The following is a 26744-nucleotide window of genomic DNA, read 5'->3' on the forward strand; positions in this document are numbered from 1 at the left end:
GAGCGCCCGGGCTTGAGGATCATGCATCGATGATGGAGAGGGCTCACCCCTTGTTTCGCGACGCGATATAGGCCCGCCAGCCCCCGAGTTCGGTCACCTCCCGGGCACCCTCGATCGCGTAGGGTTCGCAGAGGAAACCGGATACCTGGCTGCCGTCATCGAGCGTGACCTTGCCGATCCCAAGCGGTGCCGGAATATTCTGGACGAAATGCCCGAAGGCTTCCGGCGTCACCTTCCACACCTCAACCTCCAGCCCCTTGCCGGCAAAACTCGGCTCGCGGATCAGGCCCGGCTTCGGCGGCACCGTGTTCGGCAATACATAGAGACGGTAGTCGCCCGCCGTGCGGCAGGTCTTCAGCAGCTTGCCACCGGGGCCCGTCAGTTCATGGTTGAGGGGCATGCCGGTCAGATGCGCACCGACCACCATGATCGTCACCAGGCCGTCATCCACTGCGCCGACCCGGCTTGCCTCGGGTATCTCCGCCGTTTTGTCCTTGCCCATGCCAGCGGCAAGGGCACGATGCATCGCATCGGCAAACGGCGCCAGCGCATCGTCGGAGAAGGACGGGCCAAACAACGTCACGCCGGCCGGCAGGTGATCGTCAGCATCGAAGCCGGCGGGAATGGCGATCGCCGCATAACCGAACAGGTTGGCGAAATTGGTGTAGCGGCCAAAATGGCCGTTGCGCACGATCGGATCGGCCAGCATGTCCTCGACCGTATAGGTTGTTGGCGCCGTCGGCAGCATCAGGATATCGACCGCTTCCCATTCGGCGATGGCCTTCTGGCGAAGCGCACCGAGCCGGTACTGCCCTTCGAAGGCGGCAACGGCGTCATATCCCCTCGCCCCCTCGATGATGGTTCGCACCGTCGGATCGAAATCGCCGGCATTGGTTGCGATGAAATCCTTCACCGCCGCCAGCCGCTCGGCCACCCAGGGTCCATTGTAGAGCAATTCCGCCGCCTGCCGGAACGGTGCATAATCGAAGGGCATGATCGCAGCCCCCAACGACTTCGCCCTTTCAATTGCGGCATCGTAAAGCGCTTCGACCTCTCTGTTGCCGAAAAATTCGCGCTCTGTGCCATCCAATACACCGATCCTGAGACCCGATGCCGGCAGGCCGGCAGGCGTTGCCTTGCGGGAATACGGATCGCCGGCATCATAGCCGTCCATCACCTTGCGGATCGCCACGCCGTCCCCCACGGTCGCGGCAAAGACCGTGACCACGTCGACGCTGCGGCAGGCCGGCACGACGCCGACATTCGGCACCAACCCCGGCGTCGGCTTGATGCCGACGAGGTTGTTGAAGGCTGCCGGTACACGGCCGGAGCCAGCCGTGTCGGTTCCGAGCGCAAAGCTCGCCAGTCCCGAAGCGACGGCAACGGCCGAGCCTGAGGATGAGCCACCGGACACATAGGCCTTGTCGAAAACCGAACGCGGTGCGCCATAAGGCGAACGCGTGCCGTTGAGACCGGTCGCGAACTGATCGAGATTGGTTTTGCCGATCACAAGGCCACCGGCGGCCTTCAGCCTTGCGACGACGGTTGCATCCCTGTCCGGCGCATAGGCGAAGGCCGGGCAGGCTGCGGTCGTCGGCAGGCCCGCAACATCGATATTGTCCTTGACGGCAAAGGGTATGCCCCAAAGCGGCAGGCTGTTCGGTTGCGGTGAATGCGCCATCAAGGCGTTTGCGGCGGCGCGAAGATCGTCATCCGGCGTCGCGGTGATGAAAACCGCAGGATCATCGGATGCATGCCGGCGGGCGATCACTTCTTCGACGAGAGCAAGCGGCGTCAATCCGGCGGCAAAGGCAGCCCTCAGCGAGGCCATGTCGAGAATGGTGGGTATCATACGGCTTCCTCCAGCACGACCAGCACATCGCCGGCCTTGACGTTTCGGCCCGGGCCGGCGCGCAGATCGCGCACGGTGCCAGCGGCATGGGCGGTGACATTGATTTCCATTTTCATCGATTCGATGATGGCAAGTGTATCGCCGGGCTGGACCGCCTGGCCCTGCTCGACCAAAATCTTCCAGATATTTCCCGGCACGGCGCTTTCGACCCCGAAGCATCCCGCGGGAATATCGCCGCCGAGGCCGGGTCCGGCACCCTCATCGACGATAAAGCTGTCGAGCCCCTGTTCCTTCCAACGCAGACGCTCGACCTCGAAAGCGGTCTGCTGCTTCTGCTTGAAAGCCCCGATGCTGGCGGCATTGGCGGCCAGCTCGGCCTCGTAGGCCGCATAAGAGAACTCGCCCTCTTCTATCCGGACCGGATAGCCCCCATGCGGGAATGCGGCCCGTGCCTCCATCAGTTCCTCATGGCTCACGGGAAAGAAGCGGATCTGGTCGAAGAAATCGAGGAGCCACGGCTTGTCCTTGTGGAAGACCGGCGTCTGGCGCCAGGTGTTCCACACCTGGATGGTTCGGCCGAACAGCTGATATCCACCAGGCCCCTCCATCCCGTAGATACACATATAGGCCCCGCCGATCCCGACCGCATTTTCCGGCGTCCAGGTGCGTGCCGGATTGTATTTCGTCGTCACCAGCCGATGGCGGGGATCAAGCGGTGTTGCGACAGGCGCGCCGAGATAGACGTCCCCCAGCCCCATCACCAGATAGGACGCGTCAAAGATCGTGTCCTTCACTGCCTGCTCGTCGGCAAGACCGTTGATCCGGCGGATGAACTCGATGTTCGATGGGCACCAGGGCGCATTGGGACGCACCAGTTCCTGATACTTGCGCATCGCAAGTTCCGCCTGGGGATCGTTCCACGAAAGCGGCAGATAGACGGTGCGACTTGGAACCGTCACCGCCTGCGCGGGCGGCAGGCCGATCTCGATGTCCTGAAGCAGCCCCAGAAGCCGCATGCGGGTCAGAGCCGTGCCGTCATAATGGATCTGCAGCGAGCGGATGCCGGGCGTCAGATCGATCAGGCCCGGCAGCTTGGCCGCTTTGACTGCCTCCATCAGGAGATGCACGCGCAGGCGAAGCGCGATGTCGAGCTGCATCTCGCCATATTCGACCAGCAGATTGTCGTCGCCCTGACGGCGATAGACGACCGGCACCGGACCGATCATGCTGGTTGCCAGGATCGGGGAACCGGCTTCAGGCGGAAGGCGAGAAGGCGGCACAGCCGGAACGGCGCACAAACCCTCGATACCCACGTCCTCATCCCTTGTCAGCGGATGAAACCGGATCCTGTCACCCGGCTTGAACTGGCCCATCTTCCACTGCTCGTCGCGGGCAATCACCGCCGGGCAGACGAAACCTCCGAGACTTGGGCCGTCCGGACCAAGAATGATCGGCATGTCACCGGTGAAGTCGATCGCACCGATCGCATAGGCATTGTCATGCAGGTTCGACGGATGAAGCCCCGCCTCGCCGCCATCGGTGCGCGCCCATTTCGGCGCAGGCCCGATCAGGCGCACACCGGTACGGGCCGAGTTGAAATGCACCTCGTATTCGGTCGCAAACAGCGTTTCGATATCCTCTTCAAGGAAGAAGTCCGGTGCACCATGCGGTCCATAGACCACGCCGACGGACCATTCGCGCGACAGCATCGCAGGCTCGCTCGCGGCCCTCGCCTCCGGCTGTGGAGCACGGGCGAGCCTCAGCACATGACCGGCCCGAAGCGTACCGGTGGCATTGCCGCCAAACTGACCAAGCCCGAAAGTCGCCCGCGAACCAAGTACCACGGGAGCCGCGAACCCGCCCGCAACGGCCAGATAGGCGCGTTGCCCCGCCCCCTGGATCGGGCCGACGGTCAGTGTCTGGCCGGCCTTGACGGCCACAGGTACGCCATGTGGAACCGGCTCCCCATCGAGCATCATCGGCATGACGGCGCCGGCAAGCGCGATCACCACATCGGAGAAGAATTTGAGCACCGGCCCGGAGACCGTCAGCTCAAGCGCCGCCGTCTCGTCGCCATTGCCGACCAGCCGATTGGCATGACGGAACGAGCGCTCATCCATCGGGCCGCTTGGCGGCACACCGACATGCCAGAGACCGAGCCGCCCCGGCAATTCCTGCAGGCTGGACTGGGCTCCCGGTGCGATCACCTCGATCACATCCGGCACGAAGTCGAAATCCTTCAAGGCCGTTGTCGCGACATCGCCGCTGGTGAACAGCTCGGAGGACGCAATGGCCTTCAAATATTCGAGATTGGTCTCGATGCCTGACAAAGCCGTAGCGGCGAGCGCTTGCGAGAGTGTCGCAATGGCCGAGGCCCGGTCGTCGGCAGACACGATCACCTTGGCCAACATCGGATCGTAGTAAGGCGTCACCTCGGTGCCGGTTTCGATCCAGTCATCGACACGCACATCATCCGGAAACACTACCTCGGTCAGCAGGCCAGCACTCGGCCGAAAGCCAGCATGCGGCATTTCGGCATAGATGCGCGCCTCGATCGCGGCCCCTTTGGGCACAAGTTCATCGTTGCCGGAAAGCACATCCTCACCGGCAGCCTGGCGGATCATCCATTCCACTAGATCGACACCGAAGACCGCTTCTGTCACCGGATGCTCGACCTGCAAGCGCGTATTGACCTCGAGGAAGTAGAATTCCTCCCGAGCCGGGTCGTAGATGAACTCCACCGTGCCTGCCGAAGCATAATTGACCTTGCGGCCTAGAGCGACAGCCGCCGCATGCAGCCTCGAGCGCACGATCTCGGACAGTCCCGGCGCCGGTGTTTCCTCGATCACCTTCTGGTTTCGCCGCTGCAGAGAGCAGTCGCGCTCGCCGAGCGCGATCACCCGCCCATTGCCGTCACCGAAGATCTGCACCTCGACATGCCGCGCCTTGGCAACGAAACGCTCCAGATAGACGCGAGCATCGCCAAAGCTCGATTTCGCCGTGCGCTGCACGCTGTCGAACGATGCCTTCAGGCTCTCGGAATCGTGGCAGAGCGACATGCCGATTCCTCCGCCGCCGGCAGTCGACTTCAGCATCACCGGATAGCCGATCGCCTCTGCCGCCGACAGGGCCGCTTCGTCGCTGTCGAGCAGCCCGGACCCCGGCAACAGCGGAACACCGCTGTCCCGCGCCAATTCACGCGCCGTGTGCTTCAGGCCGAAATCGGCAATATTGGCCGGGCTCGGACCGATGAAGGCGATGCCTTCGGTCTTCAGCCGCTCGGCAAAGCCGATGTTTTCCGACAGGAAGCCGTAGCCGGGATGAACGGCCTCGGCGCCCGTCTGCTTGCAGGCGGCAATCACCGCATCGACATTCAGATAGCTTTCCGATGCCGGTGCCGGACCGAGCCGCACCGCTTCATCGGCCATCAGCACGGCCTTGGAGAAACGATCGGCATCGGAATAGACCGCCACGGAGGCGATCCCCATTTTCTGCAGCGTGCGAATGACGCGCACCGCGATCTCGCCGCGATTGGCAATGAGTACCTTCTTGAACATCAGCTGGCCTCACCATCCCAGACCAGCACGCGCACCGGCGTCGGATCAAAGCCGTTGCAGGGATTGTTGATCTGCGGGCAATTCGAGATCACCAGCAACACATCCATCTCGGCCTTCAACTCGACATAGTCGCCGGGCGCGGAGATGCCGTCGACAATGGTCATCTCGCCGGTCGGCTCAATCGGCACATTCATGAAGAAATTGATGTTCGGCACGATATCGCGCTTGCTCATGCCATGTCTGGAGACTTCGATGACAAAATTGTCCCGGCAGGCATGCAGATATTTCACGCCATGGCCGAAACGTACGGTATTGCTCTCGCAGGAGCAGGCGCCTGCAGACGTATCGTGACGGCCGCAGCTGTCCGCCGTCATCGTCAGCATCACGCGGCCCTCATTGGAGATGATCCTCGTGCCGGTCGAGATATAGGCAGCCCCCTGCTCGCGCATCGTGTCCTGGCTGGAATATCGCTCGGAAAAATCACCGGCATTGTAGAACAGCGTATCGATCGCCTGCTGGCCGTAGCTGTCCTCGATGCGCACGGTCTGCCCCGCCCGGATGACGGTGGAAAACGGCGCCTCGGCCGGAATGTAGTGGTCCTGCACCGCGTTGGAGAGCGTGCGATCGGCGGACGTCTGGATAAAGTTGTTCATGGTTCCGCTCCCGCTCAGATCGCTGCAAAGGCGTTGTTTTCAAAGCCGCGAACAGCCTCTGCCGTGGCCGTACGGCAAAGGTCGTCGACTGCCGGTTCGACGGCTGCGATGCGGCTGACTGTGATCGGATTGGGCGCATAAACCGGATTGGGATCGAGCGGATGCGGGCAGTTGGAAAAGCCGACAAGCATATCCATCTCGGCGCGCAACTCGACATAGTCTCCCTCGTGGACCAGCTCCGGCTGCCACTGAAACCGGCCTTCGGCATCAACACAAACCGGTGCGAACAAGGCAAGCGCCGCCGGAATATCGCGTTTGTCGAGGCCTGCCTTGGTGGCGAGCAGCACGAGATTGTCCCGCGTGTTGCGCATAGCGGCACCATTGGCGCCAGCATATTTCTTCGCGTTCGAGGAAGCCGTCGAACCACCCATCAAGCAGTCATGCGCACCGGACGAATCCTCGATGATCGAGAACATCACCCTGCCCATGTCGGAAAAGATCACACGGCCCTTGCCGAGCCCGGTCGTCCACTGCACCTTGACCGTATCCGGCAGGTTCATGCGCTCGCTCGTGTCGGCAGCGTTCCAGGCGACGACCGAGACGGTCGAGTGCCCCTGATCGAGCGCAATGCGCAGCACCTCGTTGGCCCTGACTCGGGTCGACCAGTACCAACCACCGGGAATGACTTCACGCTGCATGATCCGGTCTGCGGCAATTGCCGGCGCCGGAAGCTTGCTCCTGCCGGGCAATGCCTTGGGGGCGAATTCCAGTCCCTTTTTCTGATGCTCTTCGTAGCGCGCCCGGTTGGCGGCGATTTCCTCGGGAGAACGTCTGATATGCACGGTTCATCTCCTGTCAGCGGAAGGCCGGGTCGTCCCGGCTAGTGACCTTGGCTAGGAACCGGGCCGTCCCGGTCGGGTCGAATGAGGGAGGCCTCGCCCGCCTTGCGGGGTGGCCAGATGGCAATGTCCTTGGTGATGGTGGCGCCGTAACGCAGCTTTTCCTCCGGCCGGTCGCGCGGCCGTTCGAAGGCAACCACGCGGGTCGCCAGCGTGAAGGCCTCGCGCATGTCATGGGTGACCATGACCACCGTCATCGGCGCCTCATGCCAGAGGCGCTTCATCAGCACATGGATCTCGGCCCGGATGCCCGGATCCAGCGCACCGAAGGGCTCGTCGAGCAGCAGGACCTTGGGCTGCATGACCAGCGCCTGGGCAAGGGCGAGCCTTTGCTGCATGCCGCCGGACAGCTGGGCCGGATACTTGTCCTCGGATCCAGAAAGACCGACTGCGGCAATCATCGTTCGCGCCTCGTCGACCGCCTGCCGCCGCGCCGCGCCGAACAGCCTGGCGCTCAGGCGCGCCGCCCGAAGCTCCTTGCCGAGCAATACATTGCCGAGCACGGTCAGATGCGGAAACACCGAATAGCGCTGGAAGACGACACCGCGATCCGGCCCCGGCTCCGCCGGCAGGGGTTCGCCGTCGAGAAGGATTGTGCCGCGGGTAGGCCGCTCCTGGCCGAGCAGCATGCGCAGAAACGTGGTCTTGCCACAGCCGGAAGGACCGACCAGCGCCACGAAGGCCCGGGATGCGATGTCGATCGACACGTTTTCCAGCACGATCTGGTCGCCATATTCCTTCCAGACATCCTTGATGCTGAGCGCGCTCATGCCTGCTTCTCCAATTCCGACCAGGGGAAGACGGCGATCCGCAGCCGGTCGAGCAGGTAGTCGGTCAGGACAGCAAGCAGCGTGATCCAAAGCACATAGGGAAAGATCACATCCATCGCGAGGTAGCGCCGCACCAGAAAGATGCGATAACCAAGACCACTGTCGGACGAAATCGCCTCGGCCGCGATCAGGAACAGCCAGGCCGGACCCAACTGCAGCCTGAGGCAGGTGATCAGCCGCGGCAGGACCTGCGGCAGCACGACCCGCAAGCCGATCTGCCAGGAATTGCCGCCCAGCGTCTCGGCCTTGATGATCTGCTCGCGCGGCAGTTCCATGGCCTTCAGCGCAAGGTCACGGATCATGATCGGTGCCACGCCGATGACGATGAGCGCAATCTTCGAGGTCTCGCCGAGACCTGCGATGATGAAAAGGATCGGCAGAAGCGCCAGCGGCGGAACCATGGAAATGGCCGCAACGAAAGGCGCCAGCAACGAGCGAACATAGGGCAGCATGCCGATCAGCATGCCGGCCGCGAGCGCGATCGCGGTCGAGATCCCAAGACCGGCGAAGAGACGGGTCAAACTGGCGAGCGTATCGGCCCACAGGATATACTCGCCGGTACGACCATCAGCGACGAAGGCCAGCCGGTTGATCGCCTCGGCAAAGCCGGCAAAACCCGGCAGAAGCTTGTCATTGGCATTCTCGGTCAGTCGCGCCGCCGAGCCCATCGCATAGGCGACCAGCACCAGGGCGAAAGGCGAGAGCGCCAGCGCCAGGCGGGCGCCATTGCTCGGCCGTGCATTGATCCAGCGCATCGGGACATCCTCCGTCGATGACAGCAGGGGGAGCCGGGCCCATGGGACCCGGCACGCTCCGGCTCAGAGCGTTCCCTTGGCCACGGCATCCATGTAGCTGGTGGTGAAGCGGAACTTGACGTTGCCCTTGTCGCCGAGGACGGAGCCGTCCGGCATCTCGATGCCGATCACGTCGGCCGAAGCCGCGCCGCTGCCGAGAAGCCCCTTTTCGAACAGGAAGGCGCGCACGAGATCCATGGTCTTCGGCAGGTCCGGCGATGCGGTGAAGGCAACGGCATCGGATGCCTTGTCGAACAGTTTGGTCGCTGCCATCTGGGCTTCGAAACCCGCAAGGTCCGTACCGGACGCTACGCCCATCGCCTCGCGCGCAGCCTTGCCCTCGGCGGTATCGGCCGTCATCACCGCCATCGTGTCATACCAGATACCGGCCAGCGCCTTGCCGAAATCGGGATTGTCCTTGAGCACATCGGAATTGGCGACCATCAGGTCGATGATTTCGCCAGGAATCTGCGAGCTGTCGAAGACCTTCTTGGCCGAGGGTTCTTCCATGATGCTGGCGACCAGCGGGTTCCAGGTCACGACAGCGGTGACATCATCGGCCTTGTAGGCGCCGACCATGTCCGCGTCGGACGTATTGACCACTTTCACGTCTCGTTCCGAAGAACCGATGCTTTCAAGGGCACGCGCCAGCAGGTAATGCGATACGGAGAATTCGACCAGATTGACGTTCGAGCCCTTGATATCCTCGAGCTTGTCCTTGCCCTTTAGAATGACCGCGTCATTGCCGCTGGAAAAGTCTCCGACGATCACGGCGGTCGTATCGACGCCACCCGCCGCCGGGATGGACAGTCCGTCCATATTGGTCAGCGTCACGGCATCGAAGGCACCGGCGGTATACTGGTTCATCGACTCGACATAGTCGTTGAACTGCGTCACCTCGATATTGATGCCGTATTTGTCGGCCCATTTCTTCACGATGCCCTTGTCGTTGGCATAGCCCCACGGCATCCAGCCGACATAGATCGACCAGGCAACCTTGAAATCCTTCTTCGCTTCGGCATGGGCCGGACCAAGACCGGACAGCGTAATCGCTGCTGTCAACGCGGTGATGGAAAGAAGCTTCGAAAAAGTCTGCATTGAAATTCCCCTTTTGCTTTGTCCAAAATGGGATCGGCATAGACCAGCGCCGCCAATCCCTTGGCTAACGAGGTCTCCCGGGCTTTTGTCCCGCCGTGCATCCGGCAGGATGTCTCCCCTGCCGGTGGCAGCTCTCGGACCAGCATGCGCACCCGCACCGGAACCCTAGCCACCAACTCACGCATAACGAAGCAAGGCGCGTGCCATCTTAAAAAACCACATGAAAACAAGCAGACCACGAGCCTTCAATGCTTTGCAAATTTCAATGTGCATACATTTTGGATGAACTCGGCAAACTGCGCCCAATTTTTAGGCTCACATGTATGGGCTGCATCATGGCAGAGCCCGTCATGGCGGCTCATTACCAGTCCCGGCCTGTCATGGGGACAATTTTCCTGCCCGCGCGAAAATGACTTGTGCTAGCGATTGCCCGGCCCTTCTCACAATCGACACCCGGGATTTCCGCGCGCATGACCAGCTTCGACTTTGACACCGTCCACGACCGCAAGAACACAGGCAGCAAGAAGTGGGCTCTCTACGGCGACGACATCCTGCCGATGTGGATTGCCGACATGGACTTCGCCGCGCCGGCACCGGTGATCGATGCGATGAAAAAGCGGATGGACCATCCGTTCTTTGGCTACTGCTTGCCGCAGGACGAGGTTCGTTCCCGGATCGTCACCGATATGGCCGAAAAATACGGCTGGCAGATTTCGGCCGACGACATCATCTTTCTACCCGGCGTCGAAGCGGGCTTCAACATGGCCCTGAATTCGGAGCTTCACGCCGGCGACGGGCTGCTGATCCAGACGCCGATCTACAATCCGATCCTGACCGCGCACAAGCACTGGGGCCTGACACCCGTCGAGGCTCCTCTGATGCCGAGCCAGGCGGGTTATGTCATCGATGAAGAAGCGCTTGAAGCGGACTTTGCCCGTTCGAAAGCCTTCCTGTTCTGCAATCCGCACAATCCCACCGGCAAGGTCTTCACCGCAATGGAACTGGACCTGATCGCCGATGCCTGCATTCGCCACGACCTGCTGCTGATTTCAGACGAGATCCACTGCGAGCTTGTCTTCGACGGCCGCAAGCACATTCCGATCGCGTCCTTGTCACCGGAGATTGCCCAGCGGACGGTGACCCTGATGTCGGCCAGCAAGACCTACAACATTGCCGGCCTCAAGACGTCCTTCGCCATCATCCAGAACCCCGCTCTTCGTCAGCGGGTCAACGCTGCCCGCAGCGGCCTAGTCGACAGCGTCAACGTTTTCGGTCTGCAAGCAACATTGTCAGCTTACGAGAGCGCTGGCGAATGGCGCCGGCAACTGCTCACCTATCTCGAAGGCAACCGCGACTATCTGCAGGTCGAGATCGCTCGCCGTTTTCCCAAGATCCGCATGATTGCTGCCGAAAGCACCTATCTCGCCTGGCTCGACTGCTCAGCCCTCAATCTGCCGGACGCACCGCAGCGCTTCTTCCTCGACAGGGGCAAGGTGGCGTTCAGCGCCGGCTCGGATTTCGGAGCGGACTACGCCCACCATCTGCGCATCAATTTCGGCTGCCCGCGTTCGCTGATCACCGAGGGACTTGACCGAATGGAAACGGCACTGAAGGGCTGAACCGCAGCCTTTCTGCCGCGTCTTTACCGGAGCAGCGCCTTGGCGCAATCATGCGCGATCGTATCGAGCATGGCCTCACGGGCACCCGCCTCGTCGCCATACTCGATGCGCGTGACCAGTGCGCGGTGCTTGTCGAGAAACGGCAGAAGCGCCTCTTCATCCGGCTGCAGCACCAGCCGCTGATAAGCGAAGGCGTGCGACAGTTCGATCACGCCGTAGAGCGCTCGCAAAAAAGGATTATGGGCGGCGTCCGCGATGATCCGGTGGAGCTCGAAATCGGCCAGGACAAAATTCTGCGCGGAGGAAAGCGAGGTCTCCATCTGCCGAATCCAGTAGAGCATCAGGCGGATCTGGTCGGCTGAACGGCGCTTTGCGGCCTGCCCCGCGGCCAGGGGCTCCAGCGCCCGGCGAACCTCCTGCATGCCGGTCAGAAATTCCTCGTCCGCCGGTGCATCGAGATGCCAGGCCAGTACCTGGGGATCGTACAGGTTCCACCGGTTCCTCTGGGAAACCTTGGTCCCGACCTTGGGGCGCGCCTCCAGGAGCCCCTTGGCCTCGAGCGTTTTCAAGGCCTCGCGCAGGACGGTGCGGGAAACCTCGAAATCAGCCATCAGTTCGGCATCATTGGGCAGCACGGAGCCGATCGGATAGCGACCGGAGATGACGCCGGCGCCGATTTCATTGATCACATGTGAATGGAAATTTCGTGCCGTCGACCGCCCGGACAGGGAGCGAAGAAGGCTCCCCGGCTCACTCATGCGGGGCCTTTCTTCAATCGCGAACGTCCAGATTGCGCGTTGAAGACAAGCTTTTGAAGCAGGATGAACATGAACAGCAGGAACCCGATGGCAATTTTGGTCCACCAACTGGAGAGCGTGCCGTCAAAGACGATATAGGTCTGGACAAGGCCCTGCAGCATGACCCCGATCAGGGTTCCGAAAATGAACCCGTAACCGCCCGTCAACAGGGTTCCGCCTATCACCACGGCCGCGATCGAGTCAAGTTCGATACCGACAGCAGCCAGGGGATAGCCTGCCGAGGTGTAGAGTGAATAGACGATGCCCGCAAGGCCACCGAGGAATGACGACAGTGCATAGATACCGATAGTCACGCGCCCGGTCGGAACACCCATCAGCGATGCAGACGTTGCATTGCCCCCGATCGCATAGACATAGGAGCCGAAGCGTGTCTTGTGCGCGATCAGGCCGCAGATCACGAATGTCGCCAGCATCAACATGCCGATGAAACTCAGCCGTCCGCCGCCCGGAAGCTTGAGGTAGAGCGTCGAGATTGTCCGGTAGAACTCATGGTCGATCGGGATCGAGTCCTGGGTCAACACCGAGGCAAGGCCACGCGCCAGGAACATGCCGGCGAGCGTCACGATAAACGGCGGCACCTGCAGAAAATGGATGACGGCTCCCATACCCGCACCGAACGACGCTGCCAGGCCGAGTACGATCGCAAAGACCAGCAGCGGATGCAGGCCGAGCCAGGAAATCAGGATGGCCGTAACCACACCGGTCAAGCCAATGATCGCGCCGACCGACAGGTCGATACCACCCGAAAGGATGACGAAAGTGGCGCCGACGGCAGCAATGCCGAGAAAGGCATTGTCGGTGAGGAAATTGCCGAATACCCGGGTCGACCACATGCCCGGATACTGGAAGATGCACAGCGCATAGGCGATGATGAAGATCAGGGTGGTGGCGGCGAGCGGGCGATAGCGCGGGTTCATCGTGTCTGTTCCGAAGTCTGTCTGGGGCCGAACTTGCGACCGAGGGCCTGGGCGATGCGCGCCGACTGCAGGACGAGAATGATGATGATCATGCCGGCCTTGACGATGAGGTTGAACTCGGGCGGGAAGCCGGAGACGAGAACCCCGGTATTCATGGCCTGGATGATCACTGCCCCGAGCACCGACATGGGGATCGAGAAGCGTCCGCCGAGCAGCGAGGTGCCGCCGATGACCACAGCGAGGATCGCGTCGAGCTCAAGCCAGAGCCCGGCATTGTTGGCATCGGCGCCGCGGATGTCGGCAGCCGCGATCACGCCGGCGATCGCCGCGCAGAAGCCGCCGAAGGCGTAGATAGAAAGAATCAGCATCTGGCTGCGCAGGCCGGTATAGTTGGCGGCAGACAGATTGGTGCCGATCGCCTCGATGAAGAGTCCGATCGCCGTGCGGCGCATGACAATATGCGCGGTGATCATAAGGAGGATCGCAATGACCGCCGGCATCGGCAGCCCGAGCACCGATCCCGTGCCGACAAAGATCAGAGCCGGATCGGAGAAGGTGACGATCGAACCCTCGGTGATCAGCTGGGCGACCCCGCGACCGGCGACCATCAGCACCAGCGTCGCGACAAAGGGCTGGATACCGAGATAGGCGACGAGCGCGCCGTTCCACAAGCCGCAGACAATGCCGCAGGCAAGTGCCGCCGCGAGGATGACGATAAGCGGTTGCCCGGCAACAGCAAAGGTCGCGGCCACCGCACCGGCCACGGCCATGACCGCGCCGACGGAAAGATCGACACCCTTCGTTGCGATGATCGCCGTCATGCCGATCGCAAGGATCGCGACCGGAGCCCCGCGATTGATCACGTCGATCATGCTGCCGAACAGGCGGCCATCCTTCCAGGTGATGTCGAAGAAACCCGGAAAGACGATCCAGTTGAACAGCAGCACACCGGCAAGCGCCAGCAGCTGTGGCGAAATGATACGGGAAAATTGCAGTCTTTTCATGCCTCGGCCTCCGCCGGCTGGGCGGCAATTGTCTGGACGATCACGCCAGGAGTAATGTCGGCGCCATGCAGCTCGGCGACCATCTTGCGGTCGCGCATCACAACCACGCGCGAGGAATAGCTGACGATTTCGTCGAGCTCGGACGAGATGACGACGAGCGCCAGACCGTCCTCTCGCAGGCGGGTGATCATGCGGACGATTTCGGCATGGGCACCGACATCGATGCCACGCGTCGGCTCGTCGAGGATCAGGAAACGCGGATCGGTCGCCAGCCAGCGGGCAAGGATCACCTTCTGCTGGTTGCCGCCCGACAGGAGTTTGACCGGCAGTTCGGCAGAGGCTGTCCGGATATCGAGCGCTTCGATGAAGTTTCCGGCGATCTCGATCTGCTCGTCATGGTTCAGTGCGCGGAACCAGCCGAGACGGGCCTGCATGGCGATGACGATGTTTTCGCGCACCGACAGTTCACCGAAGATACCGTCGATCTTGCGATCCTCCGGGCAGAAGCCAAAGCCGAGTTCGACTGCTTCACGCGGATTTCTCACCTGCCGCGACTTGCCGTCGATATGCAGCACGCCGCTATCGGCATGGTCGATACCGAACATGAGCCGCGCCATTTCGGTTCGACCGGAACCGAGCAGCCCCGCGACACCGACGACTTCGCCCCGGTGGATCTTGAGATCGAATGGCTGCACCTTGCCGGCGAGACCGAAGTTTTCGAAGGTCATCAGCGTTTCGCCGGCTGCCGCCTCTTCGCCGAGAAGCTCGGCATGATGGAAGGCGAGATCCTTGCCCAGCATCATCCGCACCAGGCTGGCGCGGTCGAGCGACTTGATCGATTCCGTGCCAATCAGGCGACCGTTGCGCAAGACAGTCACGCGGTCGGAAAGCTCGAAGACCTGATCGAGAAAGTGAGTGATGAAAACGATGGCGAGCCCGCGATCGCGCAGTTGCCGGATGATGCTGAAGAGCTTTTCCACCTCGGACCGGTCAAGGCTCGCCGTGGGCTCATCGAGGATCAGCACCTTGCCGGAAAGTTCAACGGCACGGGCAATCGCGATGATCTGCTGGATGGCGACCGAGAAGGTCGAAAGTTCTGCCCGCACGTCGATATCGAGGCCATAGGTCGCCAGAATCTCGCGCGCATCACGCTCCATCCGGCGTCGATCCACCATGCCGAACCGCCGCGGCTGGCGACCGATGAAGAGATTGTCGACCACCGTCATGTTCGGCAGCAGGTTGACCTCCTGGTAAACCGTGCCGATGCCCAGCACCTGCGCCTGCTGCGGCGTCGAAAAACTCACGGTTTCGTCATCCACGCTGATGATGCCGGAATCCGGGATATAGGCCCCTGTCAAAATCTTGATCAGCGTGGACTTGCCTGCGCCGTTTTCGCCGAGCAATGCGTGAACTTCGCCTTTGTGGAATGCTATATCCACGCCGCTCAAGGCTGTGTGATTGCCGAACGTCTTGGTGATGCCCTGGGCTTCGAGCACGACCCCCGATATTGCTGTCATGTGATTCCGTCACCCCCGAATGCATGCAGGCTAACCCCGATTGCACTCGGGCGAAAGCGGAGACGGCCCTGCTGCCGTTCGGGCAGACAGGGCCGTTCCAGGAGGAGCTTAGTAGCCCAGACCCTTGCGGCTGTCGTACTCGCCCTGCGGATTGTCTGCAGGCGTGTAGAGCTTCGATTCCGTGATGATGAACTTCTCAGGCTGCTTGCCATCCTTGAGGAAGGCATCCAGCGCGTCGAAGGCGGGACCGGCCATGTTCGGGGTCAGTTCAACCGTCGCATTGGCTTCGCCGGCAACCATGGCAGCGAAGATATCCGGAACGGCATCGATCGAGACAACGAGGATATCGGTGCCCGGCTTCAGACCTGCATCCTTGATCGCCTGGATGCCACCGACGGCCATGTCATCGTTGTGGGCATACATGGCGCAGATGTCCTTGCCGCCATTTTCAGCCTTGATGAAGCCCTCCATGACTTCCTTGCCCTTTGCGCGGGTAAAGTCGCCGGTCTGGCTGCGAGCGATGGTGATGTTGGCATGACCGGCAAGCGCTTCTTCGAAGCCCTTCTTGCGGTTGATCGCCGGTGTCGAGCCGACGGTGCCCTGAAGTTCGACAACCTTGCACGGCTTGTCGCCGACGGTCTTGACCAGCCATTCGCCGGCAACGCGGCCTTCCTTGACCTGATCGGACGCGACCGATGTCAGGTAGAGATCCTGCGGCGCATCGACGCCACGGTCGAGCAGGATGACCGGAATTTCGGCTTCCTTGGCTTCGGTCAGCACGTCTTCCCAGCCGGTGGCAACAACCGGAGCAACGAGGATCGCGTCAACACCCTGGGCAATGAAGCCGCGCAGCGCCTTGATCTGGTTTTCCTGCTTCTGCTGTGCGTCAGCGAATTTCAGCGTGATGCCGCGCTTTTCGGCTTCCTGCTTGGTTACCGACGTTTCCGCCGCACGCCAGCCGGATTCCGAACCGATCTGGGAAAAACCGACGGTCAGATCGGCAGCCATGGCTGATGTGCAGCCGAGTGCAATCACGCTTGCGCTGAGCGCAAGCTTACGAAGAATGTTCATGATGTCCTCCCTGAGAAAGACACCGCCTCCACGGTGTCTGTCATTATGCTTAGGCAAGACAAAAGCATCTGTAAAGTGAAAAAGTACTATTATATGATATGCATTGCAGCATAATACGCTGCAGCGCAACATGATGAACCAAAGACCGCATCGCAGCATAATATTGTGCTGCAACAAGCCGTTAGTCTACACGAGACCATCCGATGCGCAATATTTTCTCGTATAAGACGTAGCGTCAGCCATCAAGCAACCATGTGCCCTGATCGCCCCTCACCAGCCGCGGCGTCTGAAACACGCTGACCACCGCATCCGACCAATCCCGCCCGGCAAGGGCTAGCTGGTCACGCCAGCGCGAGGTCTGGGCCATCGCGACGCCAAGTGCAACCGGCTGCACTCCGCACGCGGTCAGGAGTTCAATGCCGGCACGCATCGAGCTGCCGCTTGAGACGACGTCATCAACGAGCACGACACGTTTGCCGTCGATCAGCGGCAGCATGCGAGGGTCCACATAGAGGCGCTTGACCTGATCGGGTGTGGTGATCGACGTGAGCGAAACCGACAGGTCATCGACATACCAGAACTTGCGCGAGGTACCGAGCGGCACATAGCGGGAATGGCCGAGCGCGCGCGCCACCGCGGCCGCAAGCGTCAGACCCAGGGTTGGAAGTCCGACGATCACGTCCGGATTGAGATGCTTCAGCTTCTCCGCCAGTGCCGCAGCCAGGATATCCTGAACGACAAACCCCGCCTGATTGACGATCAGTGACGCAAGCCCATTCCGTCCATCGGCCAGCGCTCGGATCGGAAGACGAAGCTGCCGGCCGTCGTCGAGCGATGCCGGGAAGAAATCGGTGAAGGGACCGTGGCTCGGAAAACTACCCGCCGGCAGGATCTCCTGCCAGAAGTCATGAGGCTGCATCTATCGTCTCCGTTTTTTTTTGGCACCGGTCGAAAAATCAGTCGAAGACGGTGAACCTGGCCTGTCAGCCGAGCGGTTTTCGTTCAACTTTCCGGACATTTCCTTTATGCAGGTTGGAGCGATGCACAACCATCCGTCCCACGCCATTTCAAAGGGATATGCCCAGCTTCATGTCGTTCGATCAGAAATTTACCGCCGACCTCGCCCAACTGACCGAACTGAGGCGTGATCTGCATGCCCATCCGGAACTGGGCTTTGAAGAAGATCGCACCAGCGACATCGTCGCGCGCACTCTGGAAGGCGCAGGCATCAGCGTCCATCGCGGCCTCGGCAAAACCGGCGTGGTCGGCTCGCTGCAGATCGGCAACGGCACAAGACGTATCGGCCTGCGCGCCGACATGGATGCGCTCGCCATGCCGGAAACGGCGGAGCGGTCCTACAAATCGACAGTGCCCGGCAAGATGCATGCATGCGGCCATGACGGACACACGGCCATGTTGCTCGGAGCGGCGCTTTACCTGGCCCGCAGCCGCACATTTTCGGGTACCGTCCATTTCATCTTCCAGCCGGCCGAAGAGGGCCGCGGCGGCGCGAAACGCATGGTCGAAGACGGTCTTTTCGATCTTTTCCCCTGCGATGCCGTCTATGGCCTGCACAACATGCCCGGCCTCGCGGTCGACGAGATGGCCGTGGTTGAAGGTCCGCAGCTTGCATCCTCCGACAGCTGGCGCGTCACCTTTCGCGGTACCGGAACCCACGGCGCCAAACCGCATCTGGGGCGTGATCCGATCACGGCCATGGGCACGTTCCTGAGCGCCCTGCAGACCATTCCCGGCCGCGTGGTGGACCCACTGCAGCCATCGGTTGTCAGCGCCTGCTCGATCCGCGCAGGCGATCCGAAAGCATTGAATGTCATCCCTGATATGGTCGATATTGGCGGCACCGCCCGCGCCTACACGCCCGAGGTGCGCGACCAGCTCGAGACAGAAATCGGCCGGCTCGCCCGCGGCACGGCGGAAATGTACGGAATTGCCGCCGACTACCAGTTCGAGCGCCGCATACCACCGGTCGTCAACAATGCCGGCGCGACCGTCAGGGCGCTCAATGCTGCAAAATCCGTCTTCGGCAAGAAGACCTGCACGGCCTTCCCGCCATCGACCGCGGGTGACGATTTTGCCTTCTTCGGTGCGGCAGTTCCGGGTTGCTATGTCTGGCTCGGCAACGGCCCGGCCGTCGATGGCGCCCTGCACCACAATACGGCTTATGACTTCAACGACGATGCCATTCCCTATGGCATCGCCTATTGGTCGACACTGGTCGAGCAGGAGCTGAGCACCGCCTAGAGTTCTTCGACAACCGGGCTTTCCAGCAGCCTTCCAGTCAGCACGTCGGCAATGCCGCGATCTGTCTGGTGCGGACCGACATTGCAGGCAAGCGTCGCCCCAAAACAGGCCTTGAAGACGAGATAGGGCGGCTGCCATGTGACAATGCGGTCCATGGCGGCCCGCACGGCCTGGAATTCATGTGCCACGTCCGAGAGCGGCGCATCTGAGACGAGCCCGGCCAAGGGTAACGGCAGCAACGCATCGATCGCGCTTTGCGACACCACGACCATGCCGCCGCCAGCCTCGATCAGGGCATTGGCGGCGATTGCCATATCCTCGGGATTGGATCCGAAGACAGTCAGATTGTGGCTGTCATGCGAAACGGTCGTGGCAAAGGCACCGCGCCACTGCCCCCAGCCGGTGAGAAAACCGACGCGCGGCCGGCTGTCGGCGAGCCCATGCCGATGGGCAACGGCAATCAGCGTCGCATCGTCTGGCGGCACGACGAAACCATCGCGCACCTCCGTTTCGCGTTCGCCCCATTGCGTAAACCGGGGTCTGTCGATGGTTGCGACCTTGACCTTCCCGGCAGTGGACGCAATCCGGAAGTCGTCGGCTGCCAGCGGCGCAATCTTCATGGTGCTGGTCAGCGCCGCAACCGGCAGCGCTGTTGCCTGCTTGATCAAGCGCCCTTCAAGGGCCACCGGCTCGCCGTTGACGATGACGTGTCGTGCTTGAAACTGCTTCAGGTCTTCGAACATCACGATATCGGCCCGGCGCCCGGCGGCGATCAAACCAAGATCGCTGCGTCCGAGCCTTTGCGCCGCATTGAGCGTAGCTGCCCTTAATGCCCATTCCGCCGGCAAACCGTAGCGTACCAACCGGCGCACCACATCATCGAGACCACCGCCCGCTGACAGATCGTCAGGAAAGACGTCGTCCGTGCAAAGCGTTACCGTTTGTGGCAAATGGCCAAGCGCATTCAACGCCTGGACGAATTCCGGCAGCAGATGGTCATGCGACCCCCGCATCTCGATCGCCAGCCCGGCCCGCAGCTTCGCCAGCAGATCCTCGGCCGATGTCAGTTCATGGTCCGAGCTGACACCAGCCGTCATGAACGCATTGAGGTCGCGCCCGACCAGACCGCGGGCATGGCCAAAGACCGGCTTCCCTGATGCAAGACCTGCCTGGACGATGGCATGCATGCGGGCATCGCCTTCGATCACGCCGCGCATGTTCATCATTTCCGCAATGCCACCGACAGCCGGATTTGCAAGGAGATCGGCGATGATTTTGTCGTCGAAGTCCGCACCACCCAGTTCCAGTCCAGGCGCCGATGGCACGCAGGACGGCGCCAGCATGACGACCCGAAGTGGCAAATCCACCGCGGCGTCGAGTGCCCATTCGACGCCTTTCATCCCCAGGACGTTGCCGAACTCATGCGGATCCCAGACGATGGTCGTGACGCCCCGCGGCACCACGGCATCCGCATAGACAGCAGGCGTCACCATCGAACTTTCGATATGCATGTGCATGTCGATCAGGCCGGGCGAAAGATAGAGCCCGGATGCATCGATAACCTCGGCGGCATCGGTGCGCGTGCCCGGCGCGTGCACGCTGGCGATCAGGGGACCGACCAGTCCGACATCGGCCAAGCGCCGTTCGCCGGTGACCATATCAACGACGGTGCCGCCGGTGATCAGGCGATCGAATGCAGTATCGCCCCGCGCAGCAGCAACACCACGGCTGCGCAACGCGGAACTGGCGAGATCAGCCGGTTCAAGCCGGGAAGCGGTCATCGGGAAGCCTCGAAGGCAAGGGCGTCGAGAATGACAGACTTCAACCGGTCACGGTCGCTGTCAATCGCCAGCCGTGCATTGAAGGTCGCGTGGCTGGCCCGGTGTTCGACGACTGTGCGGCCGCGCGTCACCGTCCCGGCAAGCTCCATCTGCAAGCCGACAGGCTGCCATGTCACAAGATCCGGGTGGACAAACGCGGCCGCTGCCGCAGGGTCGTAAAGCGCCATGGCCTTTCGGCCTCTGCTTGTTGCGATGGCGACAAAGCCACCGAACAGGTCCGCCAGCAGCGGCGCATTGCGACCCCCGAACCCACGAAGATGATCAGCCTCTTCGGGCAAGCTCAGGATCTGACGACAAAAATCGAGATCAATCACGTTCAGCGACACACCGTGTGCAAGAACGATGGCCACCGCCTCGGGATCGGCAAGGGCATTGAATTCAGCGGACGCCGTGTGGTTGCCACGGGTGGCACCGCCGCCCATCCAGGTCAGGTCGCCAATCTTCTCGACAAGATCGGGCCGGGCAAGAACGAGCGCCGCGATGTTGCTCAGCGGTCCAAGCGCCAGGATCCGGCGCGGTTCGTCTCTCGCCTCAAGCCAGCGCACCAGAGCATCGAATGCCCGTTCTCCCTGCACCGGCTCCATCACCGGCAGCGCCAGCCCAAGAGTCGGGATGCCGGTATCGCCAAGGATCGCCTGCGCGGTCTCGATGGGGCCGATTACCGGGCGGTCGCGACCGATCGAAACCGGATACTGCCAGCCGAACACCGCACGTGCAGCCGCTGCATTTCGACGAACCTGATCCATCGGCGTGTTGCCGAATACCAGCGAAGTCCCGTCGATTTCCAGCCCCGACCGCGCCACCGTCAAGATGGCGGCGATGTCGTCGAAGCCCATATCGGTATCGATCCAGATTCCCATGTCAGGCAAACCGCTCGAGCCGGGCAGCCTTGTCGACCGGCAGATCGAAGGCGATGTCCTGTCCCGGCAGGATAGCCTGGCGTTCGGCATCGGTCTCCGCCTTGATCCATCCGATCGCCGTTTCGAGCACATATTCCCGGCTGCTGCCGGCAAAGGAGGTTCCCCGGATTGTCCCCGTGAACGGTCCTCCGCCAAGCGGGACCGCCCCCGGTCGCCAGGCGAGACCGGCAGCATCCGGAACCCCGGCGCCAAGGGAAATTTCCTTGTCGCCCACCATCAGCTTGCCGTCGCGAAGTTCGAAAATATTCTCGAAGCCGACAAAGTCCGCGACGAACCGCGAAACCGGCGCATTGTAGATCTCCTCCGGCGTGCCGATCTGCTCGATCGCGCCGTTCTTCATAACCACGATCCGGTCAGCCAGAGCCAGCGCCTCGACCTGGTCATGAGTGACGAAGATCATCGTCACACCGGTCTCGCGCTGCACGCGCTGCAATTCGGTACGCATTTCGAGCCGAAGCCGCGCATCAAGGTTGGAGAGCGGTTCGTCGAGCAGCAGAACTTTCGGCTCCATGACCATCGAACGCGCCAATGCCACGCGCTGTTGCTGGCCACCGGAGAGTTCCGGCGGTTTACGGCCAGCGAATTCGGCCAGCCCCACTGATTTCAGGCCGCCGCGCACCTTGTCTTCCAACTCGACACCGCGCATGCCTTTCAATTTGAGACCGAAGGCGACATTCTCGAACACGGTCAAATGAGGGAACAGCGCATAGGATTGGAACACCAGCCCGACGGCACGCTTGTTCGCCGCAACCCGCGTTATGTCGACGCCATCCAGCACGATACGCCCGCCACTCGGGTTGAGCAGCCCGGCGATGGACCGCATCGTCGTCGTCTTGCCGCACCCGGATGGCCCCAGCAGCGCCAGCAGCTCACCCTTGCGGATAGTGAGGTCGAGATCCTTGACCGCAGGCGTCTTGCCGTAACGCAGTGTCAGCTTGTCGAGTGTCAGAAAATCTTGGTCAGACATAGCGGGAGAACCCCAGAAAACGCTCGGCGAGGAAAACGATGCCGATGGAGAGGAAGGCAAGCAGCGACGAGAGCGCTGCGATGGATGGGTCGAAGACGATTTCCATGTAGCCGAGCATGTCGATCGGCAGGGTGCGCACGCCGGGTCCAGACAGGAACAGCGAGACCGGCACCTGATTGAAGCTGGTGACGAAACCGAGGATGAAGGCCGAAAGAATGCCGCCACGAATATTGGGCATGACGACGCGGAAGAAAGCGCCGAGCCGTGTCGAGCCAAGCAGGACGGCCGCCTCCTCGATATCGGAGCGCAGATTGTTCAGGCTGGCCGAGACCACACGCACGGCATAGGGGAGAACCAGCGCCGTGTGCGCGAGAAACAGTGCCAGTGTGATGTTGATCTGGAACGGCACGACGAAGTAGCGCAGCAGTGCAAGCCCGACGATGATGCCGGGTACGATGATCGGCGCGGACACCACGGTTTTCACCGTTTCGGAAAACGGCAACTGGTATCGCGACATCGCATAGGCCGCCGGAATGCCGAGGATCAGGGCGGCACCGGTGCCGCCGATCGCCAGGAACATCGAGGTGACGAAGCTCTCGCGGAAACTCTCGACCGTGAAGACCTTCGCGATCCACTTGAGCGAGAAGCCCTGCGGCGGAAAGGCGAGCGTATCGCCGGCGGAAAAGGATGCGGCAACGATGATCAGGAACGGCCCGATCAGGAAGATCATCAGCAGGCCAAGCGTAACCCAGGTGAAAAGACGCTGGGTCATGCGCGGTTCCTTGCTGTGGCCAAGCGCTTGAGCAACAGGTTCGCAGCAAAGCTCATGACGATGAGGATAAAGGCGATGACGCTGGCGGCCACGAAGTCGTTGGCGACCGTCACGCGTTGGTAAAGCAGAGTTTCAAGCATGAGAACCTTGGAGCCGCCCAAGATTGCGGGCGTGATATAGGCGGTCATCGAACCGGTGAAGACGAGGGTTCCACCGATGACAAGACCTTCCTTCGTCAGCGGCAGGATGATCTTCCAGAACACCTGGAACCAGTTTGCGCCGAGTACGCGCGCTGCAGGCACCGCGTCGCGTGGCATGTTTTCGAGCGCGCTGACCAGCGACAGGATCATCAGCGGCAGGAAAAGCTGCAGCAGGCCAATGAACACGGCCGTCTCGGTAAACAGCAGCCGGATCGGCGTGTCGGACAGGCCAAGCCCGGTAATGAACTCGTTGACGATGCCGGTACGGCCCAAGATGACGATCCAGGCATAGGTGCGCGCCACCGGCGAAATCATCAATGGGAGAACCACGAGCCCGACCATCCAGCCTTTGCCTTCAGGCGGTAGACTGACGATGGCATAGGCTGCCGCGTAGCCGATCACCGCCGAAACCACGGTCAAGATGGCACCAAGACGCAATGTCCGGAGGAAAACGGTGCGATTGAGCGGCTCGGAGAAGAAACCGGTAAAGGCCGAAAGGGTCCAGCCATCGGTGTTGCGAAACCCTTCCGCCAAAAGCAGCACGACCGGCATCAGGAAAACCACCGCCGCAAAGATCGCGGCGGGCAGAGCAAGCGCCAGGGCTTCCATTCGGTTCTGAAACATAGACGAGGCTTTCAGCGCTAAGGAGGATCAAGCGGGATGCGATGGCGAGCCGAAGCTCCTCCACCGCACCCCTTGCCTTGGGAGGCATTCATAGGGGTCGGATCTTACTGTCCGACCTTGGCATTCCATTCCGAAAGCCAGGCATCCCGGTTGTCGAGGGCAGCAGCCGACGGAATGAGCGTCAGGCTCTTGGCCGTTTCCTGCCCATAGGTCAGGTTCTCGGCGATCTCGTCAGAAACCTTGACGTCAGCATTGGCCGGGCTGTCGACCAGCTGTTCGGCGAGTTTTGTCTGGATTTCGGTCGAGAGCCAGAAATCCATGAATTCAAGCGCCAGGTCCTGGTTTTTCGAGCCCTTGGCAAGCACCATGACGTTCATGCCGCCGGTCTGGCCTTCCTTTGGTGTCGCCCAGGCGAGCGGCAGATCCAGCTTGTTGAAGGGAGCCCAGGTGAAGCGGCCGATCGGTGCCGCCCAGATTTCCTCCTGCTGCATCAGCTGCACCAGCTGCGACGACTTAACGTAGAAGGTGACCAGTTCGTCCTTCTTTTCGCCAACGGCGGCAATCGGTGTCTTGAGATCGGCAGCGTCATTGCCGAGAGCTTTGCCGAGCATGAACAGCGACGGCGGACCCTGATTGGTGGTGACGTTCGGGAAGGCGACATGGCCGACATTTTCCGGCTTCAGCAGGTCGGCCCAGCTCTCGATCTTCATCTTGTCGGTACGGTAGACGATGGAGGTGGCATAGAAGGTGTAGCCGACGCTCATGCCGTCACCGTTCGGATCCTTGGCGATGTCGTAGAGCTTGCCGTAGTTGGAAAGCTTCGACGTATCGATCTTTTCGATCAGATCCTTGCGCGTGGCAGACAAGGCATCCGCCATCGAGACGACAGCCATGTCGACGACCGGATTGTCCTTGTTGGCTTCCATCTTGGCCAGACGTTCGACGCTGTTGCCGGTCTCGACCACCAGCTTGCAGCCGCATTTGGCTTCGAACGGATCGTAGACGATCGCCTTGAATTCGTCCTGCGCCAGGGCGTAGACGGAAATCGTCAGTGTCTTTTCCTGAGCCTGGGCAGCGCCCATGGTCAGCATCAGCGCAGTTGCCGATGCCAGCATTGTCTTATTGATCACCTGTGTTCTCCTTCTGGGGGGATGATGATGCAACACGCGCCTCCACCGGAGCGGTCGTCTGTCGCATGACCAATTGCATCGGCACTTTCTTGATATCCGCCGAAACCACGCTGCCGTTCGTGGTATCGGGGCTGGAAGTGGTTGTCGGCTCGCCCAGAATGGCGCGGGCAAGTGCTCCGACGGCTATGTCTGCGATTGTCGCCATGTCCATGCGAATGCTTGTCAGGCTCGGCGTCACAACGGACGACCAGACCAGATCATCGAAGCCCGCAACACTGACATCCTCGGGCACCTTGACGCCGGCCCGCTGCAATTCAGTAAGTGCGCGCAGGGCATGCAGGTCCGAGACGGCCGCAATGGCGGTCAGGCCGTTGGCGACCTTGTCGGCGAGCCCGAGCGTACAGCCCTTGCCGTTTTTCTCTTCGAGTGTCTCGATCCAGATCACCTCGGCGCTGCCGCCGACAGGAAGGCGGGATTTCATCCCGCCGATCCGGTCGCTCTGCACAATCGAGGCCGGGTTGTTGCCGATCAGCAGGAATTTGCGGTGCCCAAGTGCGACCAGATGATCGATCAGGATCTGCCCGCCCTGCCAGTGATCCGCCGACACGGTATTGCCCGGCGTCGACGGACTGTCGATGACCGCGACAGGGCAGCCGACATCGGCAATGCGCGTTCCGCGCCGCGGCACGATGACGATGCCGTCAACGCCGCGCTCAATCAGCCGGTTGATCGCTTCGGTCTGCATCGCGACGTCCCCGCGGGAATCGGCGATGAGCACCCCGTAACCGGCCTCGCTCGCTGCGAAATCGATCGCCTGGGCGATCTGCGGAAACAGTGGGTTGGCAATATCCGGCAACACGAGACCGAGCACACCCGTGCGGCCGGTTCGAAGCGCCCTGCCCGCCTGGCTCGGCACATAGCCAAGCTCCGCCGCCTTGGTGCGCACACGCGTAATCAATTCGGGAGACACCCGGCCCTTGCCCGACAGTGCATTGGATACCGTCGCCACAGACACGCCGAGGGCTTCGGCGATATGCGCAAGGCTCGATCCGGGACGGGCTATGGCCAAGAGAGTGTCCAGCAGCGTGATTAAACGTTTAATCAGCTTAACCCAGATGATCTGCCTTGTCCACGTTTAGATTTGGAGAGCTGGAATGAGTACCATTGCAATTTAGCCCAACAGGAGGCGCAACCTGCGATGGCCACAACGACGCATGGATTGTATGTGCCGCAGCGGATTTTTTTTGGGCTGTTTTACATGCTTTGATTGCAACAAAAGGAAACATGATCGGCAAAACGCCACCTCATAAATGAGGTGACTGAGGGTGCCTGAAATTACGCCAGCCGATTGCACTTTTCAGCAGCACGCGACCAAAAAATCACTGGGGAATTTTCTCAA

The 26744-nt window shown here is 61.4% G+C and carries 22 protein-coding genes and 1 riboswitch; of the genes, 2 read left to right on the forward strand and 20 right to left on the reverse strand.

The window, feature by feature from the left end:
* Positions 1-43: 43 nt before the first annotated feature.
* The 7 genes from atzF to IM739_RS18890 form a co-directional block, all read right to left on the reverse strand.
* Positions 44-1852 carry an allophanate hydrolase gene (atzF, locus tag IM739_RS18860; RefSeq protein ID WP_237369192.1) on the reverse strand — a complete coding sequence of 603 codons (1809 nt, stop codon included), beginning with the start codon at positions 1850-1852 and terminating at the stop codon, positions 44-46.
* The gene (gene uca / locus IM739_RS18865; protein ID WP_237369193.1) at positions 1849-5409 is read right to left on the reverse strand and encodes an urea carboxylase; all 3561 of its coding nucleotides are present in this window, start codon (positions 5407-5409) and stop codon (positions 1849-1851) included. Before uca ends, atzF begins: the two co-directional genes overlap by 4 nt.
* Complete coding sequence (locus tag IM739_RS18870; protein ID WP_237369194.1) at positions 5409-6062, reverse strand: urea amidolyase associated protein UAAP2; 654 nt, start codon at positions 6060-6062, stop codon at positions 5409-5411. Before IM739_RS18870 ends, uca begins: the two co-directional genes overlap by 1 nt.
* Positions 6063-6076: 14 nt before the next feature.
* Positions 6077-6904, reverse strand: coding sequence for an urea amidolyase associated protein UAAP1 (locus tag IM739_RS18875; protein WP_237369195.1), 828 nt, complete (start codon positions 6902-6904; stop codon positions 6077-6079).
* Positions 6905-6942: 38 nt separating this feature from the next.
* On the reverse strand, positions 6943-7731 hold the full coding sequence (locus tag IM739_RS18880) for an ABC transporter ATP-binding protein (RefSeq protein ID WP_237369196.1): 789 nt from the start codon (positions 7729-7731) through the stop codon (positions 6943-6945).
* A complete protein-coding gene (locus IM739_RS18885; RefSeq protein WP_237369197.1) occupies positions 7728-8546 on the reverse strand; it encodes an ABC transporter permease in 819 nt (272 codons plus the stop codon). The genes IM739_RS18880 and IM739_RS18885 overlap by 4 nt, the downstream gene beginning before the upstream one ends.
* Before the next feature lie 63 nt (positions 8547-8609).
* A complete protein-coding gene (locus tag IM739_RS18890; RefSeq protein ID WP_237369198.1) occupies positions 8610-9683 on the reverse strand; it encodes a putative urea ABC transporter substrate-binding protein in 1074 nt (357 codons plus the stop codon).
* A gap of 72 nt (positions 9684-9755) precedes the next feature.
* Positions 9756-9863, reverse strand: a riboswitch (guanidine-I (ykkC/yxkD leader).
* Between the two features lie 290 nt (positions 9864-10153).
* Here IM739_RS18890 and IM739_RS18895 point away from each other — a divergent pair.
* Entirely contained in the window at positions 10154-11302 is a 1149-nt protein-coding gene (locus IM739_RS18895; RefSeq protein ID WP_237369199.1) for a MalY/PatB family protein, read from the forward strand.
* 23 nt (positions 11303-11325) lie between these two features.
* Here the strand turns inward: IM739_RS18895 and IM739_RS18900 are convergent, their stop codons facing one another.
* The 6 genes from IM739_RS18900 to IM739_RS18925 all read right to left on the reverse strand — a co-directional run bounded on the left by IM739_RS18900 (position 11326) and on the right by IM739_RS18925 (position 17548).
* Positions 11326-12060 carry a FadR/GntR family transcriptional regulator gene (locus tag IM739_RS18900; RefSeq protein WP_237369200.1) on the reverse strand — a complete coding sequence of 245 codons (735 nt, stop codon included), beginning with the start codon at positions 12058-12060 and terminating at the stop codon, positions 11326-11328.
* Positions 12057-13037 (reverse strand): galactofuranose ABC transporter, permease protein YjfF, encoded by a 981-nt coding sequence (yjfF, locus tag IM739_RS18905; protein ID WP_237369201.1) that lies wholly within the window; start codon positions 13035-13037, stop codon positions 12057-12059. The genes IM739_RS18900 and yjfF overlap by 4 nt, the downstream gene beginning before the upstream one ends.
* Positions 13034-14041 (reverse strand): ABC transporter permease, encoded by a 1008-nt coding sequence (locus IM739_RS18910; RefSeq protein ID WP_237369202.1) that lies wholly within the window; start codon positions 14039-14041, stop codon positions 13034-13036. The genes yjfF and IM739_RS18910 overlap by 4 nt, the downstream gene beginning before the upstream one ends.
* Complete coding sequence (locus tag IM739_RS18915) at positions 14038-15558, reverse strand: sugar ABC transporter ATP-binding protein (protein WP_237369203.1); 1521 nt, start codon at positions 15556-15558, stop codon at positions 14038-14040. The genes IM739_RS18910 and IM739_RS18915 overlap by 4 nt, the downstream gene beginning before the upstream one ends.
* A 108-nt stretch (positions 15559-15666) precedes the next feature.
* Positions 15667-16623, reverse strand: coding sequence for a galactofuranose ABC transporter, galactofuranose-binding protein YtfQ (gene ytfQ / locus IM739_RS18920; protein WP_442981152.1), 957 nt, complete (start codon positions 16621-16623; stop codon positions 15667-15669).
* Positions 16624-16864: 241 nt separating this feature from the next.
* Positions 16865-17548 carry a phosphoribosyltransferase gene (locus IM739_RS18925; RefSeq protein WP_237369205.1) on the reverse strand — a complete coding sequence of 228 codons (684 nt, stop codon included), beginning with the start codon at positions 17546-17548 and terminating at the stop codon, positions 16865-16867.
* A 170-nt stretch (positions 17549-17718) separates the two neighbouring features.
* Between IM739_RS18925 and IM739_RS18930 the strand changes: the two genes are divergently transcribed.
* Complete coding sequence (locus tag IM739_RS18930; protein ID WP_237369206.1) at positions 17719-18891, forward strand: M20 aminoacylase family protein; 1173 nt, start codon at positions 17719-17721, stop codon at positions 18889-18891.
* Here the strand turns inward: IM739_RS18930 and IM739_RS18935 are convergent.
* The 7 genes from IM739_RS18935 to IM739_RS18965 all read right to left on the reverse strand — a co-directional run bounded on the left by IM739_RS18935 (position 18888) and on the right by IM739_RS18965 (position 26408).
* Positions 18888-20672: an adenine deaminase gene (locus tag IM739_RS18935; protein WP_237369207.1), complete on the reverse strand. Its 1785-nt coding sequence runs from the start codon at positions 20670-20672 to the stop codon at positions 18888-18890. The genes IM739_RS18930 and IM739_RS18935 overlap by 4 nt on opposite strands.
* The gene (locus tag IM739_RS18940; RefSeq protein ID WP_237369208.1) at positions 20669-21592 is read right to left on the reverse strand and encodes a nucleoside hydrolase; all 924 of its coding nucleotides are present in this window, start codon (positions 21590-21592) and stop codon (positions 20669-20671) included. Before IM739_RS18940 ends, IM739_RS18935 begins: the two co-directional genes overlap by 4 nt.
* A gap of 1 nt (position 21593) precedes the next feature.
* Positions 21594-22619 carry an ABC transporter ATP-binding protein gene (locus tag IM739_RS18945; protein ID WP_237369209.1) on the reverse strand — a complete coding sequence of 342 codons (1026 nt, stop codon included), beginning with the start codon at positions 22617-22619 and terminating at the stop codon, positions 21594-21596.
* Complete coding sequence (locus IM739_RS18950) at positions 22612-23391, reverse strand: ABC transporter permease (RefSeq protein ID WP_009109987.1); 780 nt, start codon at positions 23389-23391, stop codon at positions 22612-22614. The genes IM739_RS18945 and IM739_RS18950 overlap by 8 nt, the downstream gene beginning before the upstream one ends.
* Complete coding sequence (locus IM739_RS18955) at positions 23388-24215, reverse strand: ABC transporter permease (protein ID WP_237369210.1); 828 nt, start codon at positions 24213-24215, stop codon at positions 23388-23390. The genes IM739_RS18950 and IM739_RS18955 overlap by 4 nt, the downstream gene beginning before the upstream one ends.
* A gap of 104 nt (positions 24216-24319) precedes the next feature.
* A complete protein-coding gene (locus IM739_RS18960; protein ID WP_442981153.1) occupies positions 24320-25330 on the reverse strand; it encodes an ABC transporter substrate-binding protein in 1011 nt (336 codons plus the stop codon).
* A 4-nt stretch (positions 25331-25334) separates the two neighbouring features.
* Positions 25335-26408, reverse strand: coding sequence for a LacI family DNA-binding transcriptional regulator (locus tag IM739_RS18965; RefSeq protein ID WP_237371120.1), 1074 nt, complete (start codon positions 26406-26408; stop codon positions 25335-25337).
* Between the last annotated feature and the right edge of the window lie 336 nt (positions 26409-26744).

The organism is Rhizobium sp. SL42, assembly GCF_021729845.1.
GTDB lineage: Bacteria > Pseudomonadota > Alphaproteobacteria > Rhizobiales > Rhizobiaceae > Allorhizobium.